The sequence below is a fragment of the Nocardiopsis endophytica genome (assembly GCF_027706725.1).
Taxonomy (GTDB): Bacteria; Actinomycetota; Actinomycetes; order Streptosporangiales; family Streptosporangiaceae; genus Nocardiopsis_A; species Nocardiopsis_A endophytica.
In genome coordinates, this window is record NZ_JAQFWQ010000037.1 from 1 (window position 1) to 16,790 (window position 16,790).

General features: G+C 69.2%; 12 protein-coding genes and 1 riboswitch. Of the genes, 4 read left to right on the forward strand and 8 right to left on the reverse strand.

Translation table 11 applies throughout. The annotated features are described in order from the left end of the window. The first annotated feature begins 484 nt into the window (after positions 1-484). Positions 485-1,339 carry a hypothetical protein gene (locus tag O4J56_RS14435; RefSeq protein ID WP_270686292.1) on the forward strand — a complete coding sequence of 285 codons (855 nt, stop codon included), beginning with the start codon at positions 485-487 and terminating at the stop codon, positions 1,337-1,339. Positions 1,340-1,487: 148 nt separating this feature from the next. After that, the gene (locus O4J56_RS14440) at positions 1,488-1,895 is read left to right on the forward strand and encodes a VOC family protein (protein ID WP_270686293.1); all 408 of its coding nucleotides are present in this window, start codon (positions 1,488-1,490) and stop codon (positions 1,893-1,895) included. A gap of 34 nt (positions 1,896-1,929) precedes the next feature. Here the strand turns inward: O4J56_RS14440 and O4J56_RS14445 are convergent, their stop codons facing one another. The 8 genes from O4J56_RS14445 to O4J56_RS14480 form a co-directional block, all read right to left on the reverse strand. Next, positions 1,930-3,132, reverse strand: a complete 1,203-nt coding sequence (locus O4J56_RS14445) for a DUF418 domain-containing protein (protein WP_270686294.1) — start codon at positions 3,130-3,132, stop codon at positions 1,930-1,932. A gap of 901 nt (positions 3,133-4,033) precedes the next feature. After that, positions 4,034-5,728 (reverse strand): hypothetical protein, encoded by a 1,695-nt coding sequence (locus O4J56_RS14450; protein ID WP_270686295.1) that lies wholly within the window; start codon positions 5,726-5,728, stop codon positions 4,034-4,036. 165 nt (positions 5,729-5,893) lie between these two features. Beyond that, a complete protein-coding gene (locus O4J56_RS14455) occupies positions 5,894-7,615 on the reverse strand; it encodes a recombinase family protein (protein ID WP_270686296.1) in 1,722 nt (573 codons plus the stop codon). Between the two features lie 15 nt (positions 7,616-7,630). After that, a complete protein-coding gene (locus tag O4J56_RS14460) occupies positions 7,631-9,043 on the reverse strand; it encodes an L-serine ammonia-lyase (RefSeq protein ID WP_270686297.1) in 1,413 nt (470 codons plus the stop codon). 178 nt (positions 9,044-9,221) lie between these two features. Continuing rightward, entirely contained in the window at positions 9,222-10,490 is a 1,269-nt protein-coding gene (locus O4J56_RS14465; RefSeq protein ID WP_270686298.1) for a serine hydroxymethyltransferase, read from the reverse strand. Positions 10,491-10,494: 4 nt separating this feature from the next. Next, positions 10,495-10,875 carry a glycine cleavage system protein GcvH gene (gene gcvH, locus O4J56_RS14470; protein ID WP_270686299.1) on the reverse strand — a complete coding sequence of 127 codons (381 nt, stop codon included), beginning with the start codon at positions 10,873-10,875 and terminating at the stop codon, positions 10,495-10,497. 181 nt (positions 10,876-11,056) lie between these two features. Continuing rightward, complete coding sequence (gene gcvT, locus O4J56_RS14475) at positions 11,057-12,190, reverse strand: glycine cleavage system aminomethyltransferase GcvT (protein ID WP_270686336.1); 1,134 nt, start codon at positions 12,188-12,190, stop codon at positions 11,057-11,059. A 49-nt stretch (positions 12,191-12,239) separates the two neighbouring features. Next, positions 12,240-12,343: riboswitch (glycine riboswitch) on the reverse strand. Positions 12,344-12,573: 230 nt separating this feature from the next. Further along, positions 12,574-13,839 carry a metal-dependent hydrolase family protein gene (locus O4J56_RS14480; protein ID WP_270686300.1) on the reverse strand — a complete coding sequence of 422 codons (1,266 nt, stop codon included), beginning with the start codon at positions 13,837-13,839 and terminating at the stop codon, positions 12,574-12,576. 212 nt (positions 13,840-14,051) lie between these two features. Here O4J56_RS14480 and O4J56_RS14485 point away from each other — a divergent pair, with 212 nt between their 5' ends. Together O4J56_RS14485 and O4J56_RS14490 are read left to right on the forward strand one after the other, a co-directional pair. After that, on the forward strand, positions 14,052-14,882 hold the full coding sequence (locus tag O4J56_RS14485; RefSeq protein WP_270686301.1) for a MurR/RpiR family transcriptional regulator: 831 nt from the start codon (positions 14,052-14,054) through the stop codon (positions 14,880-14,882). A gap of 429 nt (positions 14,883-15,311) precedes the next feature. Continuing rightward, positions 15,312-16,730: a sodium:solute symporter family protein gene (locus O4J56_RS14490; protein ID WP_270686302.1), complete on the forward strand. Its 1,419-nt coding sequence runs from the start codon at positions 15,312-15,314 to the stop codon at positions 16,728-16,730. Positions 16,731-16,790: the final 60 nt, after the last annotated feature.

Genomic DNA, 16,790 nt, shown 5'->3' on the forward strand with positions numbered 1-16,790 from the left:
CGTCGTTTTTCCCGAGATCATCGCGGAGGGGCCCGGCGCCCGGCAGGCAGGGCCGAGAACCACCCCGCTGTCGCCGTTGCTGCCATCTCCGGTGACCGCGCACACGCCCCATGGCCGACAGCGCTGCGGTGCGGGCCGCCGACGTCTCCTCATCGCCGCCCTCCACCTTGCACCTCGGCGGTCCGGCGGGCGGCCGGAGCCCGTGAGCGGGGTACCGGCTCTGCCGTCGTCGCCCCTGTGACGGCCTTCTGTGTGCCCGTTCCCTGGCTGTGTGCGTTGTGTCCGCTCGTGCGTCGGATCATGGGCAGGACCGGTGGGTGCGTCCGGGGGCGCGCCGGTGCGGTTTCTGGGCCCCCGGTGTTTCCCGTGATGCTCAGATGAGGCTAGGCTTACCTTCAGTCGCGATCGCCCGTGGTGTCCCGGGCATCCCTGTTCCGCCGTGTTCCGGTCCTCTCCGGGGCGGTGTCGTGTCCAAGGGGGATCCATGAAGAGCTGCCACCCGCTCGCCGGGGTCGTGCGCTGGGTCAACGAGCGCACCCTCTACTTCCGCGTGCGGCTGGTCGCTCCGAATGCCTCCGGCCCGGACGGGGAGGGGTGGATCCGCGCCGACCGGCTGCCCGAGCGGGTGCCCGAGCTGATCGACCTGCTCATGCGCCGCTCCTGCGAAGGCCACCGCACCTCCGCGGCCTCCTTCCTGGCCACCGACGTCGGACGCCAGGTCCTCTGCTTCGCCTCGGCCTCCGCCTACCTCACCGGGCGCGCCCCCGAGTTGGCCCCCGAACGGCTGTGGGTGCGGCCTGACGAGAACGGGCGCATCGTCGAGGCCGCCGTCCGGCAGGGCACCGTCGGCGTCCTGCCCGGCGACCCGATGGGGCGCCGCCCCGGCGTCGTCGAGCTCCCCGGCGACCGTGAACTCGACGAATGGGTCATGGCCGGAGCGGTCGCGGTCCTCGACCCGGTCGTGGAGGCCGTCCGCGCCGCCACCCGGTTCGGGGCGCGGGCCCAGTGGGGCGTGATCGCCGACGCCCCGCACTCGGCGCTGCTCGCGGCGGCCGAGGAGGTCGGCGCCGACCAGGCCGCCGCCTGGGACCGGGCCGCGCGCATGGTCCGCCTGCTCAACCGGGACCGGGACCGGGTCGCGCCCCGGCAGCGGCCGTTCACCGTCGCCCTGGCCGGGCGCCCCGCCCACCGCCCGGAGCGGACGTTCCTGGTCAAGGGCGGGTGCTGCTTCTACTACCGGTTCGGCGGCGCCTACTGCGGCGGATGCCCCCTGCAGAGCGACGAGGCCCGGGAGAGCCTGCTGCGCGACCGCCACGAACCGGCACCGGTCCAGGCCTGATCCCCTGGGTGCCCTCCAAGGGAACGGTGCCCGGGCGGCTGCGGCGCGATCGGCGCCACGGGCGGGGGTGTTGTCCGGAAGGCCATGATTTCCCCAAGTTCGGGTGAAGGGCCTCCGGAACGTCACCGGTCGGGGCTAGCGTCGGTCCATGGCTGAGAACAGGAAAGTCTTCATCAACCTGCCCGTCTCCGACCTCGACCGGGCCAAGACCTTCTACACCGACCTCGGGTTCACGATCAATCCGCAGTTCAGCGACGAGAACGCGGCCTGTGTGGTGGTCAGCGACGAGATCTACGTGATGGTCCTGCTCCCGGAGTTCTTCGGGCAGTTCACCGACAAGCCCGTGGCCGACACCGAGAAGAGCCGCGAGGTCATCGTGGCGCTGTCCGCCGAGAGCGGCATGGAGGTCGACACGCTCACCGAGCGCGCCCGGACGGCCGGGGGCACCGTCACCCGGGAGCCGACCGCCGACGGGCCCATGTACGGCAGCGCCTTCCTCGACCCCGACGGCCACCTGTGGGAGCTGATGTACATGGACATGAGCCAGATGGGCTGACGGCCCGGAATGGCGGCACCGTACGACGGCCCCGTCACCTGCGGTGGGCGCCGCCGATCCGCCACCGGGGCACCTCCAGGTTCGTGGCGGCCCGCAGCGCCCACTCGACGGGGCCGTAGGCGTGTCCGGACATCCACCACGCGGACGCGCCCAGCTGGAGCAGGTAGATCCCGGCGGCGATCAGCAGCACCAGGGCGGGGGAGACCTGGCCGACCAGCCCGAGGCCGACGCCGGTGAACAGCAGCACGCACAGCAGCGACTGGGCCAGGTAGTTGGTCAGCGCCATCCGTCCGGCGGGCGCCAGCACAGCGGCGGTCCGGGATCCGGCGCCGGTCCGGAAGAAGCGGAGCAGGGTGGCGGAGTAGGCGGCCGTGAGGAACGGCGCGGTCACCACCGCTACGGCGACCCCGGCCGGGTCCGCGGTGCCGCCCAGCGCGGCGAGGACCAGTGATCCGGCCAGGCCGACGGGGAAGCCGACCCACTGCGCCAGGCGCAGCGCCCGGTCGTGCGCGGCCGGGTCGGCGAGGACGCGGTGCTTGCCTGCGGCCAGCCCGGTGAGGAACGCGGCGAAGGCCACCGGGCCCTGCATGCCCACCAGGGCCACGGCCATGTGCGGCAGCGACCGGAGGTGCTCGGCGACGACGTCGAGTGGGCCGCCCGCCAGCGCCGAGGTCGTCTGCGCCCCGGCGGCGAGGGCGGCGCCGGTGTCCACCTCGGCCACCCCGGTGGCGGCCATCGCCAGGAACTGGACCGTCATGAGAGCGGTGATCACCCCGGCGGTGATGAGCGCGGCGCGCGGTCGGATCCGGTGCAGGGCGAGGAGGAGCAGGCCGAGCAGGGCGTAGGTGGTGAGGATGTCGCCCTGGAAGAGCAGGACGGCGTGCAGGGCGCCGATGGCCAGGAGCGCGGCCAGCCTGCGCAGGAAGCGCGGCCGGAAGTCGACGCCCTTCCGAGCGGCCGAGTCGATCTGCAGAGTGAGGCTGTACCCGAACAGGAACGAGAAGAGCAGGTAGAACTTCATCTCGAAGAACACCGTCACGACCCAGTGCGCCGCCGTGTCCGCCACGGACGCGAACGCGGGGTCGTGGACCTGGTGGAAGGTGTATCCCGAGGCGAAGTACCCGATGTTGACGACGAGGATCCCGAAGAGCGCGAAGGACCTCAGAGCGTCGATGTCGAGGATGCGCCGAGGCCTAGTGGACGGGCGCGACGGCGCCGCCGATACCGCTGTGGACATGGGGACGACGGTACGGGCGAGGTTGGACGTACGTACATGAACCAGGACCCCGAGTCCGTGGGGGAGCCGGCACCACCCTGAGAGAGGGGGCAGGGCGTCAGCGATCGCCGTCGACCGGCTCACACCTGCTGAACATGGGTCAGTCGATCGGCTCGTCCCACACACGGTTCGCCATGGCGGCCAGAAGGATCGCTTCACGGATGATGTGCGCTTGCGAGACGCCCCGCCGCCGCGCCGTCATCCTTGATGAGGGCGAGGTCCTCCGGGTCCACGTAGATGGTCTTCCTCGTCATCGGCATCTTCTGGCGCTAGCCCGAGTACCGTGAGGCCGCAGGCGAATGATCAGGGGGTGTGCCATGGGTTCCTGGGAGGCCGGGCCGGAGCCGGCTCCGCAGGCGGAAGAGGCCGGAGGAACCATGGAACCGCCTGGTGCGCACGAGGGTGAGCGGCACGGCGACCACCGCATCATGAGAGCTGCGGAGCGCGTCGTCGCACTGTCGGCCGAGCTCAACAGGAAGCTGGCTCAATGAGGGACGAGGATCCGGGCAGTCTGGAAGAGACCTTAGACGTGCTCGCAAGCCCAGAGGCCCTGCACCAACTCGCGGAGTCGCGCGCGGACATCGAGGCAGGGGATGTCCTGGAGGCCGACGAAGTCGCGGCTCTGCTCTCCCGGCGCTCTCGCTGAGCGGTCTTACAAACCCTCAGCACTCGATGACGTTGACCGCCAGTCCTCCTCGGCTGGTCTCCTTGTACTTGTCCATCATCTCCCGGCCGGTGTCCCTCATAGTGCGGATGACAGGGCGAGTGCTACGGTTAACAGCGCATGTCAGGGCACACCACGGCGTGTCGCTCGTGCATGATCAGATCCGTCCAGTGCTCTGGGCTCACGGGATCCGTCTTCTCACTCGGAGGGTTGGCGAAGGCGCGTCACTGTGATCTTGTCCCCTTCCAAGCATCGGAAGTGAGCCTCGGGGTCCAAAGTGCCTCCAGCGGCAGATTCAATTTCGGATCGGTTTATCAACTCCATGTGTGAGGATCCAATTCTCACGGGGCCGAACTGGAACACATGTTCCCCTACGGGGATAGTGAGGCTCTCAGAAACAACGAAAATTGCCCCTCGATTATCGGGGCCAAACTTTTCAAGGAAGTCGCTGATCTCTGCGTGGTTGACCTTCCAGGGGAGTCCCTGGTAGATCCAGTCTGCAGACCCTTTGGTGGCCAAATCTCTAGCCATCTCGATGGTGTACAGGTCTTCGATTGTCAAATCTCCGGGAGTCCTGAAGGACTGCTTGGTTGCTTTCTGGAGGTCATCCAGAGCAATAACCAGTCGGGCCGAGAACTTGAATTCTTCGAATAGTTCACTATTAAATTCCTTTGCCTTGTCCTCGAGATGTCCAAACTTTAGGGAGATGTGGTCCCCTTCGAGTGCCGATAAGATGAACTCGCATATGGGGCGAATAGCGAACGGGAAAAAGCCTTGCATGGCGGCGAATTTTAGATTTATATCTGCGCGTCCGTGGCGTGCTCCTGGGTGGTCAAATCTGGCAGTGACCGTGATCAAGCCTGACGTGTCACCCCCTGAGAGCATGATTCCCTTCCGCCCAATCCCCTTCCTTGTAAACTGAAGAGGGAGGCTCTGTGGAGGTGGGCTCGCTTCAGAGAAAGAGACCTCCAGAGTGGCTGGCAAGGGCAGACCGTCACTACTGTCGATCGGTAGGATATCCAGGTACTCGTACTTGTCCTCCTCGTTGAAATTGAGGAGCTTCTTGGTTTCCTCGGAGGCTTGAATATCGATCCCCTGGATGTAGCGTCCGGGGATTCTACATCCCTCACCGTAGTCAAGTGCATTTTGCAGGGAAGCTTGAGCTGCTCGGGCGCCCTCATCCTGTGCGGGAAAAATGAACGTGGGAGTGGCATGTATCGGATCCATTTCAGAGGCTCCGGGAAACTTCTCTCTGAGGAAGAAGGAAGCCACTCCATCGCGAACTTCAAGGTCTACTGCATAGCATGGAGAAAGCTCATCAACGCGCTTGCTGAGACCCTTTAGGCGCTTCTCGGCATCAGAAATACCGTTGCTTAGGGCAGAAACCTCATGGTTTAGCTCGCTGGCGCGTGTCAGAAGATCATAATCTGATCCCTCGACGTAGCGACGAATGTCCTCATGCAAAGAAAATTGTCCGTCGAGCCAGTCTCTTCCTCGCCATTCTAGGATAATGTCCTTATGAAGCTTCCGGAGGTTGTTGAACCAAACTATCTCCTTGGGTGATGGATCAAGTGGTTGGATTAGGATCCAACACTTGGGGTGATGTGTGCTCGCGTTCTTGAGCGACTTCTTTATTTGACTCTTCTGTTGGCTTGTGAGGCGTTTGGAGAATGATTTTATCTCGAAGATCGTCAAACCTTCGGGGGTGTCCAAGAAGATGTCTTTACCATCGTCCCCGCCTGAGCCGTCGACCCCTTGGGCCGAAGGGTGAAGGCGTCGAATGAGTATCTTTACCGCACGTTCGATCCTTGCTGGATCGAGGTTGCTCCAGTTGATCATCGGGACACCACTACTCCGCAAGGTGGGGCGCCTCATGGTGTTCAGCGCGCTCATGACCAGCCTAGCTATCAGAGGGCGGCCTGGGCGAGCAAAGCTGAAGTTGCCCTCTCCGTCGAGGAGGATTCCTGAGTTCAGGGCTCCGGTAACGCCCCTAGGCAGGGGGCAAGGTGGTTTATAGCGAACATAAGGGTGTATATAGGTAGGTAAGGGTCTGCACAACTATGCATCTGGGGCGTGAGTCCCCGTTGCTGGAGTTGCTTGTTCCAAGAAGGGGTCATACCTATGGGGGTTCTTCGCTTGCCACTCGGCAGACTGCTGCTGTCGCTGCTCTGGTGAAGCTTGGAAGTCAATCTCTTCCATGGGGACGCCTGTAATGCGAGTGGTGCCCTCGCTTGCAAGTTCGACCCGAAGTGCCCAATCTTCGGCCTCAGGGCTTCCGGGATCGATCCCCGTCGCTTGGGTGTACAGCTCTTCGAGATCTCTGCCTGAGAACCGGAAGGCGGGTTCTGGGTGGCTCGTCTGGTTGGTGTCGCGGAACCACACCTTGAAGTCGTGGTTCCGAAGGAAAGCACCTTTCTCCTGGTAGGTCATAGCGTTCCAGGAGTCCCCGGCAGTCACGCCGGTACCAACGAATTTGATTTCCTCAGGGCGAGTGGGAAGGGCTTCGAGTGCTTCTCGTCGCTTTTCCAACTCTTCGATCTGTTTGCGCGCTGCATCCGCTGCTCGGGAACCAGGTTTGAGGGTCGTCATGTTGCCGATAAGGTTTTCTAGCGCCTCATCAACACTGGCGATGTCTCGTGAATAGTCGATGCCAGGGACGACGACACGTTCCTTCTTCTCAAGGTCTCCGACCAGGAAGATGACATAGTCAGAGACAGCCTTCTCGATGGTCCCGGACCGGACCATCTTGTTGGCGCAACGTCCTTCAGGGAGAGAGTAGGAAGAGCATCGGTAGTAGGGGCGTGTCCCGCTCTGGAAGTGGTGCAGGGGTCGGGAGCAGACATCGCACATGGCGACCTGTGCGAGCATCGAGCCGCCCTTTCGGTTCTGCGTCTTCTTACGGCTCGCCCGGTCCAAGCACTCTTGAAGGTCGTTCCAGCGGGAAGGGGCGATCAGAGGTTCAGCCTTCTGGACGACCATGCCGGTCTGTGCGTTGCGTGTGGTCTCTCCCGAATGGGTCTCGTACTCTCCGAGTAGGGCACGGCTCCGAAGGACCTTGATGATCTGCGACGTGGTCCACTTGGCTCCCTTCGGTTCCTTGCCCATGCGGATACGGTGGGCGTCGGATGAGGTAGGGACTCCGCGCTCGGTGAAGTCGTCCCTGATTCGGGCGACGGCTTCATGGTCGTCAACGACCCGACGAACCAGTTCCAGTACCCGGGAGGCGGTGTCCGTCTGGCTCTCGGTGTCCTTGACGAGATACCAGCCGTAGACCTCGTTCCGAACCTCCTTGACCGGACGGTACCCGTACGGCGGGATACCGCCCTTCCACCGACCGCTCTGGATGACGGCGTTGATCCCGTCCTGCGTCCTCCCCTTAATGGTCTTCAGCTCGAACTCAGCGAAGGCCGCGAGGATCTTTGCGAGAAGCTGACCCATGTCCGAGGTCAGATCGATCCTGTCATCCAGGAAGACGAGTTCGACTTCGTTCTTCTCAGCCCACTCCAGGAAGTCAACGAAGCCCTTGAGGCTTCGCGCCAACCTGTCGAGCTTCCAGAAGGTCAGTACGTCGAAGTCCTCTGGACGCTTGAGCCACTCGCCCAGCTCCGGACGCTCCCACGGTGGGACGTCCCCGGAGACGTCCACGTCCACGGCCTGACCCGCGACGACGGCATCGTTCAGGTCCGCCCACGCCTGCCCCTTGGAGAGCTGGCGCTCGACCGAGGCGGACTCGTGACGGTGTTTGGACAGTCGGGCGACCTTGACAACCCTCTTGACCATGCATGTCCTTGTCTGTCAGCACTCGATGACGTTCACGGCCAGCCCGCCGCGACTCGTCTCCTTGTACTTATCAGACATGTCACGGCCTGTGGTGCGAACCGTCTCAATCACCTTGTCCAGGGACACGAAGTGGCTGCCGTCGCCCCGCATCGCCATGCGGGTGGCGGTCACCGCCTTCACCGACGCCACCGCGTTGCGCTCGATGCACGGCACCTGGACCAGCCCCCCGATGGGGTCGCAGGTCAGCCCCAGGTTGTGCTCCATCGCGATCTCCGCGGCGTTCTCCACCTGGGACGGGGTCGCGCCCAGGGCCTCGGCCAGCCCGCCGGCCGCCATCGACGACGCCGAGCCGACCTCGCCCTGGCAGCCCACCTCGGCGCCCGAGATCGAGGCGTTCTCCTTGAACAGGATCCCGATCGCCCCCGCCGCCAGCAGGAACCGGACCACGCCGTCCTCGCCCGCGCCCCGGAGGAAGTGGGTGTAGTAGTGCAGCACCGCCGGGACGATCCCGGCCGCACCGTTGGTCGGGGCGGTGACCACCCGCCCGCCGGCCGCGTTCTCCTCGTTCACCGCCAGCGCGTACAGGGTGATCCAGTCGCTGCCGTGCAGCGGGTCCGACCGGTCGGCGTCGTCCGGCGGCAGCAGGCCCGCCTCGTCGCAGCGCCCCCCGAGCTGCCGGTACAGCCGGTGCGCCCGGCGCGGCACCCGCAGCCCGCCCGGCAGCGTCCCCTCGGTGGTCACCCCCCGCCGCACGCAGGCCCGCATCACCCGCCAGATCTCCAGCAGCTCGGACCGCACCTGCTCGGGGGTGCGGCCGAACGCGCGCTCGTTGGCGAGCATCACCGAGCTGATCGACATGCCGGTCTCACGGCACACCTCAAGCAGCTCCTGCGCGGTGGCGAAGGGGTAGGGCACCGGGGTGGTGTCCGGGATGATCCGGTCCGCCCCGGAGGCCTCCTCGTCCACCACGAAGCCGCCGCCCACCGAGTAGTAGACATTGGAGCGCAGCTCCCCGCCCTCGGCGTCGAAGGCGGTGAACCGCATCCCGTTGGGGTGCCCCGGCAGCGTCTCCTTGCGCAGGAACTCCACGTCGCGCGCCGGGTCGAAGGCGATCTCGGGCCCGGTGCCGCCCAGCCGCAGCCGCCCGCTCGTGCGCACCGCCTCCAGCAGGTCCGGCACCGCGTCCGGGTCCACCCCCTCCGGGGTCTCGCCGAGCAGCCCCAGGACGACGGCGGTGTCGCTGCCGTGCCCCTTCCCGGTGAGTGCCAGCGACCCGTACAGGTCGCAGCGCAGGGCGGCCGTCCGCTCCGCCGCGCCCTCGGCGGCCAGGCCGTCGACGAAGGTCGCGGCGGCCTTCATCGGGCCCACGGTGTGCGAACTGGACGGTCCGATGCCGGTCTTGAACAGGTCGAAGACGCTGATGGCCATCTGTCCTGCCCTCCTCGTCGAGCACAGGGGATGCGGATAGGGGAACGGGGTGCGGATACGGGAACACCCCCCGGATACGAAAATAGCCGGGTCGCGCGCGGCCCCGCCCGAAGTGTCGGGGCCGCGCCCGGCCCGGCCTCGTCGCCGAAGGCTCCCGGCCGTGCGGCCGGGCCCGGGCCTACAGGTCCGGGTAGAGCGGGTGCTTGCGCACCAGGGCCTCGACCCGGCCGCGCAGGGCCGCGGCGTCGTAGCCCGGCTTGAGCGCCTCGGCGATGACGTCGGCGACCTCGGCGAAGTCCTCCTCGCCGAACCCGCGGGTGGCCAGCGCCGGGGTGCCGATGCGCAGCCCCGAGGTCACCATCGGCGGGCGCGGGTCGTTCGGCACCGCGTTGCGGTTGACGGTGATGCCGATCTCGTCCAGGCGGTCCTCGGCCTCCTGGCCGTTGAGCTCGGAGTCGACCAGGTCCACCAGCACCAGGTGCACGTCGGTGCCGCCGCTGAGCACCTTCACCCCGGCCTCGGCCGCGTCGGGGCGGGTCAGCCGCTCGGCGAGGATGCGCGCCCCGGCCACCGTGCGCTCCTGGCGGTCGCGGAAGTCGTCGGAGGCGGCCGCCTTGAGCGCCACCGCCTTGCCCGCGATCACGTGCTCCAGCGGACCGCCCTGCATTCCCGGGAAGACCGCGGAGTTGATCTTCTTGGCCAGCTCCTCCTTGCACAGGATGAGCCCGGAGCGGGGGCCGCCCAGCGTCTTGTGGGTGGTGGTGGTGACCACGTCGGCGAACGGCACCGGGTTGGGGTGCAGCCCCGCGGCGACCAGGCCGGCGAAGTGCGCCATGTCCACCATCAGGTAGGCGCCCACCGCGTCGGCGATCTCCCGGAACCGGGCGAAGTCGAGCTGCCGCGGGTAGGCCGACCAGCCGGCGACGATCATCGCCGGGCGGTGCTCCTTGGCCAGCCGCTCCACCTCGTCGTAGTCGACCAGGCCGTCCTCGTCGCGCACGTGGTAGGGCACGGGGTTGAGGATCTTACCCGAGTAGTTGATCTTCATCCCGTGGGTGAGGTGGCCGCCGTGCGCCAGGTCCAGCCCCAGGATCGTGTCGCCCGGCTTGAGCAGGGCGAAGTAGACCGCGGTGTTGGCCTGGGCGCCCGAGTGCGGCTGCACGTTGGCGTGCTCGGCGCCGAACAGCGCCTTGGCGCGGTCGATGGCCAGCTGCTCCACCACGTCGACGTACTCGCAGCCGCCGTAGTAGCGCCGCCCCGGGTACCCCTCGGCGTACTTGTTGGTGAGCACCGTGCCCTGGGCCTCAAGCACGGCGCGCGGAGCGAAGTTCTCCGAGGCGATCATCTCCAGGGTGCCCCGCTGGCGGGACAGCTCCTTGTCGACGGCCGCGGCGACCTCGGGGTCGAATTCCTTGAGGGTCTGGTCGAGAAGGGTGCGATCGGTCATGGAATCAGCCTTCGCCTTCGGTCAGCTGGGTGTACTTCTCCGGGGAGAGAAGGTCCTTCGGCTCCTCGGACAGCTCGACCTTGAACAGCCAGCCCTGCCCGTAAGGGTCCGTTCCGATGATCTCAGGGTCCTCCACGGCGGCGGCGTTGACGTCGACCACCTCGCCGCTGACCGGAGCGTAGATGTCGCTCACGGACTTGGTGGACTCCACCTCGCCGCAGGTGTCCCCGGCGGCCACGGTGGCGCCCGTCTCCGGCGGCTCGACGAAGACGATCTCACCGAGCGCCTCGGCGGCGTACTTGGTGATGCCGACCGTCGCCACGCCGTCGCTGATGGAGACCCACTCGTGCTCTTCGGTGTAGCTCAACTCCGCGGGAACGCTCAATTTCTCTCCAGGAGGATTCGTCAGTGGTGTCCGGTTACCGGGTCCGGCCGCCGCGGGGGGCCGATCGACCGCGGGCGCTTCGTGCGGATCGCACCCACCCGGTGGCAATTCTGCCCGGTGGGCCGCCTGCCCGCACACACGGCTCGCGACCGGGGCGGCGGCGCCGCGGCGCCGCCGGAACTCAGCGTTCCCGCTTGTAGAACGGGAGCTCGACGACGTCCACGGGCTCGGTGCGCCCGCGCACGTCCACGGCGAACTCCCCGGCCGCGGTGTCCAGGTCGGCGTCGACGTAGGCCATCGCGATGGGCGTGCCCTGGGTGGGGGAGGGGGCGCCGCTGGTGAGCGTGCCGACCTGCTCACCGTCGCGCAGCAGCGGCATGTCCTTGCGGATGGGGCGGCGCCCGCGCGCGGACAGCCCGATCAGGCGGCGCCCGCCGCTGCGGTCGGCGCTGCGCTCGGCGGCGCGCTCCAGCGCCGCCCGGCCGACGAAGTCGCCCTTCTCGAACTTGACGACCCGGCCCAGCCCGGCGTCGAAGGGGGTGAGGTCGCGGGTCAGCTCCTGGCCGTACAGCGGCATCCCGGCCTCCAGGCGCAGGGTGTCGCGCGCCGACAGCCCGGCCGGGACCAGCCCGTGCGGCTCGCCGGCCTTGAGCAGGGCGTCCCACACGGCGGGGGCGGCCGAGGCGGGCTCGATGAACAGCTCGAAGCCGTCCTCGCCGGTGTAGCCGGTGCGGGCGAGCAGCACCGGCTGCCCGGCGACGGTGTGCCGGTACCCCGCGTAGTACTTGATCTCCGACAGGTCGGCGTCGGTGAGCGGCGCCAGGATGTCCACGGCCGCCGGACCCTGGAGGGCGATGAGCGCGGTGTCGGCGGAGCGGTCCTCCACCCGGGCGTCGAAGCCCTGGGCCCGCTCCTGGAGTGCGGCCAGCACCGTGGCGGCGTTGGCCGCGTTGGGGACGACCAGGTAGTCGTCGTCGGCGAGGCGGTAGACGATCAGGTCGTCGAGGACGCCGCCGTCCTCGTCGGTGATCATCGTGTACCGGGCGCGGCCCACGGCGACCTTGGACAGGAACCCGACCATCGCGTGGTCGAGGACGCCGGCGGCCTGGGGCCCGGTGACGCGGACCTCGCCCATGTGGGAGAGGTCGAACAGGCCCGCCTTCTCCCGGACGGCCGTGTGCTCGGCCTTCTCGCCGGAGTAGCGCAGGGGCATCAGCCAGCCCGCGAAGTCGACCAGGGTGGCGCCCAGCGCCTCATGCGCGGAGCGGAGGGCGGTTTCGCGGAGGTTCGCGGACGCGCCGCCGGCGGATGTCATGGTCACTCCCGAGAGGATGGTCGTCGTTGTGAATCCAAAGGCGTAGCCATCCTCCCCCTCTGTCATCGGTGCCTGAGAGCTTCACCGCGCGCACGGCGCGGCTTGCACCTTCGGCGAGGGGCGGCGGTGCCCCTGCTTTCCAGAGTGGTCTCGCCCGTACGGTCCGCAGCGCCTGAGAGGTTCTCTGGGGAGGGTTTGCTCCTTCGGCGGCCCGCGCCGGCTGCGCGGACTCTCTCCCGTGCGGGGTCGTCGACCGGCTTCAGAGTAGCAGCGCACCTCCGGCGAGCACAGGGGCGGCCCCGGGGAGCCGCCCCTGGACAGGCCCATGACCTGGACCGTGGCACCTGCCGTGACCGTGGCGCCCGCCGTGGACGTGGGGCGGCTCAGCCCCGCGCCGGGGCGCCCAGGCCGCGGTCGACGCGGACCTCGCCGCCGCGCACCACCGCGCGCACGTTCTTCTCCGGCTCCGCCAGCACGGTGACGTCGGCCAGCGGGTCGCCGTCGACGACCACCAGGTCGGCGTCGGCGCCCGCGCGCAGGGTGCCCACCCGGCCCTCCAGGTTCAGCAGCCGGGCGGCGGTGCACGTGGCCGAGCGCAGTACGGCCGCGGCGGGCTGCACCTGGGCCCGGATCGCGAACTCCTCGCTCTGGTGGGCCTGCATGCCGCCGAGCAGGTCGGTGCCGAAGACCAGGTCCACCCCGGCCTCGTGCGCCATGCGCAGCGCCTCCAGCCCGCGGTCGAGCACGGTGGACACCTTGGCCTGGCTCTCCGGGGGCAGCCCGTTGCGCGCCCCCTGGCGGGCCAGCTCCTGGTAGGTGACCAGGGTGGGCACGAGGAACGCCCGGCGCTGCAGGAACAGCTCCAGGCTGGATTCGTCGATGAGGTTGCCGTGCTCGATGCAGCGCACGCCCAGCCGCAGGCCCCGGTTGACGGCGCGGGCGGTGTAGGCGTGGCCGGTGACGTACCGGTTGGCGGCCTCGGCCTCCTCGACCACGGCGCGGATCTCCTCCTCGGCGGACTGGGTGGAGTCGATCCGGTCGGTCGGCGAGGCGACCCCGCCGGAGAGCATGATCTTGATGTGGTGGGCGCCGGTGCGCAGCTGGTCGCGGGCGGCGCGGCGGAACGCCGTCGCCCCGTCGCACACCAGGCCGGTGCTCGGGCAGCAGCCGTGCGACCCGGTGTCCTGGCGGCCGGGGCCGCGGAAGTCGCCGTGCCCGCCGGTCTGGGAGAGCGCCTTGCCGCCGAACAGCAGGCGCGGGCCGTCGATCAGCCCCTCGTCGACGGCCTGGGCCAGGCCCCAGTCGCCCCCGGCGACGTCGCGGACGGTGGTGAAGCCGCGGTGCAGCATGTCGTTGAGGGAGCGGGCGGCGAAGGCGGTGGCGTAGGAGGGCGAGTGGTCCATGGCCGCGCCCAGGTCGGCGCTGAAGGCGGTGGGGTGGACGTGGGCGTCGATCAGGCCGGGCATGAGCGTGGCCCCCGCGAGGTCGACGGTGCGCGCCCCCTCTCCGGGGTCGGGGGCCCGGCCCTGCCCGGTGGCGGCGATGCGGCCCTCGTCGGCGAGCAGCCAGGAGCCGGGGGTGCGGGTGCCCGCCTCGGGGTCGAGGAGGGCGGCGCCGGTGAACAGGGTGGTGCGGGGGCGGTCGGCCATGGGGTACCTCCGGTCGCGGGTGCCAGCGGCGCGCCGGGTGATGCGCGCCTCATTCGCAATATATGTTGCATGACGGGGTGGGGGGAGGGCCGGGGGCGCCTTCGCGGTCCCGGCCGCCGGTGCGGTGCCGGGCCGGGCCGGGGCGAGGCGACAATGGTCGCCGGGCCGGGACGGGCCCGAACCGGGCGGGAGAGCGGAGGCGGAGGGCCGAGATGCCGGACTGGATCGAGGAGGCGCTGGCGGGCGGCCGCCTGGGGCGTGCCGCCGAGCGGGTGGTCCGGGTGCTGCGCGACGACCCGAGGTTCGCCTCCTACGCCAGCACCGCCGAGCTGGCCGCGCGGGCCGAGGTGAACGTCGCGACCGTGGTGCGCGCCGCCCAGCAGCTCGGCTTCTCGGGCTGGCCCGCCCTGCGCGTGGAGCTGCGCTCGCGGTACCTGGCCTCGCTCACCGCGGGCGAGGTGCTGGCCGAGCACGCCGACACCGCCGACCCGGTCCGCGACGCCGTCCGCTCCGACCGCGAGGCCCTGCGCACCCTCGACCGCACCCTGGAGCCGGAGCGGGTGCGCGCCCTGGCGCAGGCGCTGCACGGCGCGCGGCGGACCCTGGTGCTCGGCTCGGGGACGTTCGCCGCGCCGGGGCTGCAGCTCTCGCACGCCGCCGGGATCATGGGCTACGACGTGGAGCTGCGCGACACCGGGGGGACCGCGCTCGTTGCCGCCGTGTCCCGGCTGAGGAAGGGCGACCTGGTCCTGGTGTGCGACCTGTGGCGGGTCCCCCGCGTGATCCGCTCGGCCGCCCGCATGGCCGCCGAGCGGTCCGTCGCCACCGCCGTGATCACCGACCGGAGGGACTCGCCCCTGGTCGAGGAGGCCGCGCACGTGATCCTGGTCCCGAGCGAAGGGGTGGGCATGTTCCCGTCCCTGACGCCGGTGATGGCCGTCGTCCACGCACTGCTGGCCGAACTGACCCGCATCGGCGGCGATGAGGCCCTCCAGGCCGTCCGCCGCACCGAGGCCCTGTGGGAACAGGCCGAACTCTTCTGACACGGGCAGGGGCCATCGGTCGGCTCCCCCTCTCCGGGGTGCCTGCCGGGTACCAGGCCACCTGACGTTCCGGGTTGAAGGGCGGTGACGACGCAAGTCAGCAGCCCCTGGCGCAGCGCTGCCAGCCGCGGCGACCACCCGCACGCGCCGCGCTCGGCGGCGCTGCGGTGAGGGGCGCCGACCTTTCCTTGTCGCCGCCCTCCACCCCTCACCCCGCCGGCCCGCCGGGAGGGACGGCGTCGCTCCGGCTCTCTCGTGAGGGGGCTGATCTGGGGGGATGCGGCACCGGAGGGATAGTGATGTGGATCACATCAAATGCAATGAGTGTTGCATGACACAGGTTCGTGCTGCTTACATCGCAATCGTTCGGATCCGACCCCGGCCCTCTGTGGGCCCGTCCCCCTGCCCGGTCTTCCGCGAAGGTGTTCCATGCAGACCGTCCATCTCGTGATCCTCGCCGTGTACCTGCTGGCCATGGTGGGCGTCGCCGTGTACTTCCTCCGCTCGGGCCGGCTCGGCGGCGGTGACGACTTCCTGTTCGCCGGGCGCAGCCTGCCCCGGCCCGTCATGATCGCCACCCTGCTGGTGACCTGGGTGGGGTCCGGGACCATCATCGGCGGCGCCAACTTCGCCTACACCTACGGCCCCGTCGCCGGGCTCGTCTTCTTCGCCGGGACCCCGCTGGGCATCCTCGTCCTGCTGCTCGCCGCCCGGCGCATCCGGCGGGCCTCCCGGCACACCGTCCCCGAGCTGCTGGAGGCCCGCTTCGGCACCGGGGTCCGCACCGTCGCCGCCGCCGTCACCGCGCTCGCCTACATCGGCCTGGTCGCCTCCCAGTTCATCGGCGGGGGCTACGTGGTCGGCCTGATCACCCCGCTGAGCGCCACCCAGGGCACGGTCCTGGTGGCGGTCGTGGTCACCCTGCTCACCGTCACCGGCGGCCTCTTCTCGGTGGCCTACACCGACTTCCTTTCGGCGATCCTCATCGTGCTCGGCCTGTTCGTGTCCCTGCCGCTGGTCTTCGCCGCCGTCGGCGGCCCCGCCGCCTACTGGGACGGCCTGCCCGAGGCGGCCACCACACCCACCGGCGGGCTCACCGCCCTGCAGCTCCTCGGCTACTTCCTGCCGCTGTTCCTGCTCCTGCTCGCCGACCAGAACATCTACCAGCGCCTCACCGCCGCCAAGGACGAGCGCGCCGCCCGCGCGTCCACCGTGGGCATGCTGGTCTCCAGCTTCTTCGTCTTCGTCCCGGTGGTCCTGCTGGCCTCGGCGGCCGCGGTGCTCATGCCCGGCATCAACGGCGACATGGCCGTCCTGGCCCTGGCCTCCGAAGGCCACCTGCCCGCCGTGCTCGGCGGCCTCATCCTCGCCGGGGCGGTCGCCTTCGTCATCACCACCGGCTCGTCGTTCATGCTGTCGGCCGCCTCCAACATCGCCTACGACCTCTACGCGCGCTTCGCCAAGGGCGCGCAGGGCGAGGCGGGCGGGCGCCGCGGCCTGGCGGTGCAGCGGGGCGCGGTGCTGGTCATCGCGGTGGTCGCGTTCGCCCTCGGGCTGTTCTTCCCGACCGTGCTCGAACTGCAGATGTACTCCTACACCATCTACGGTGCGGCCATCACCCCCGCGGTGTTCGCGGTGCTGTTCTGGAAGCGCGCCACCACGGCCGGGGCGGTCGCCGCCCTGGTCGTCGGCGCCGCCACCACCATCGGCTGGCAACTGGCCGGCACGCCCGGCGACGTCAACGGCGTGGTCGTCGCGCTCCCCGCGGCGCTGCTCGCCCTCGTGGCCGCCAGCCTGCTCACCAAGGCGCCGGACCCCGAGACCCTCGAAGCCGCCGGCGTCGACTGAGCGCAGGAGGAGAGACGCGAAAAGGGCCCAGCACGCGGTGCGTGCTGGGCCCTTCGCGGT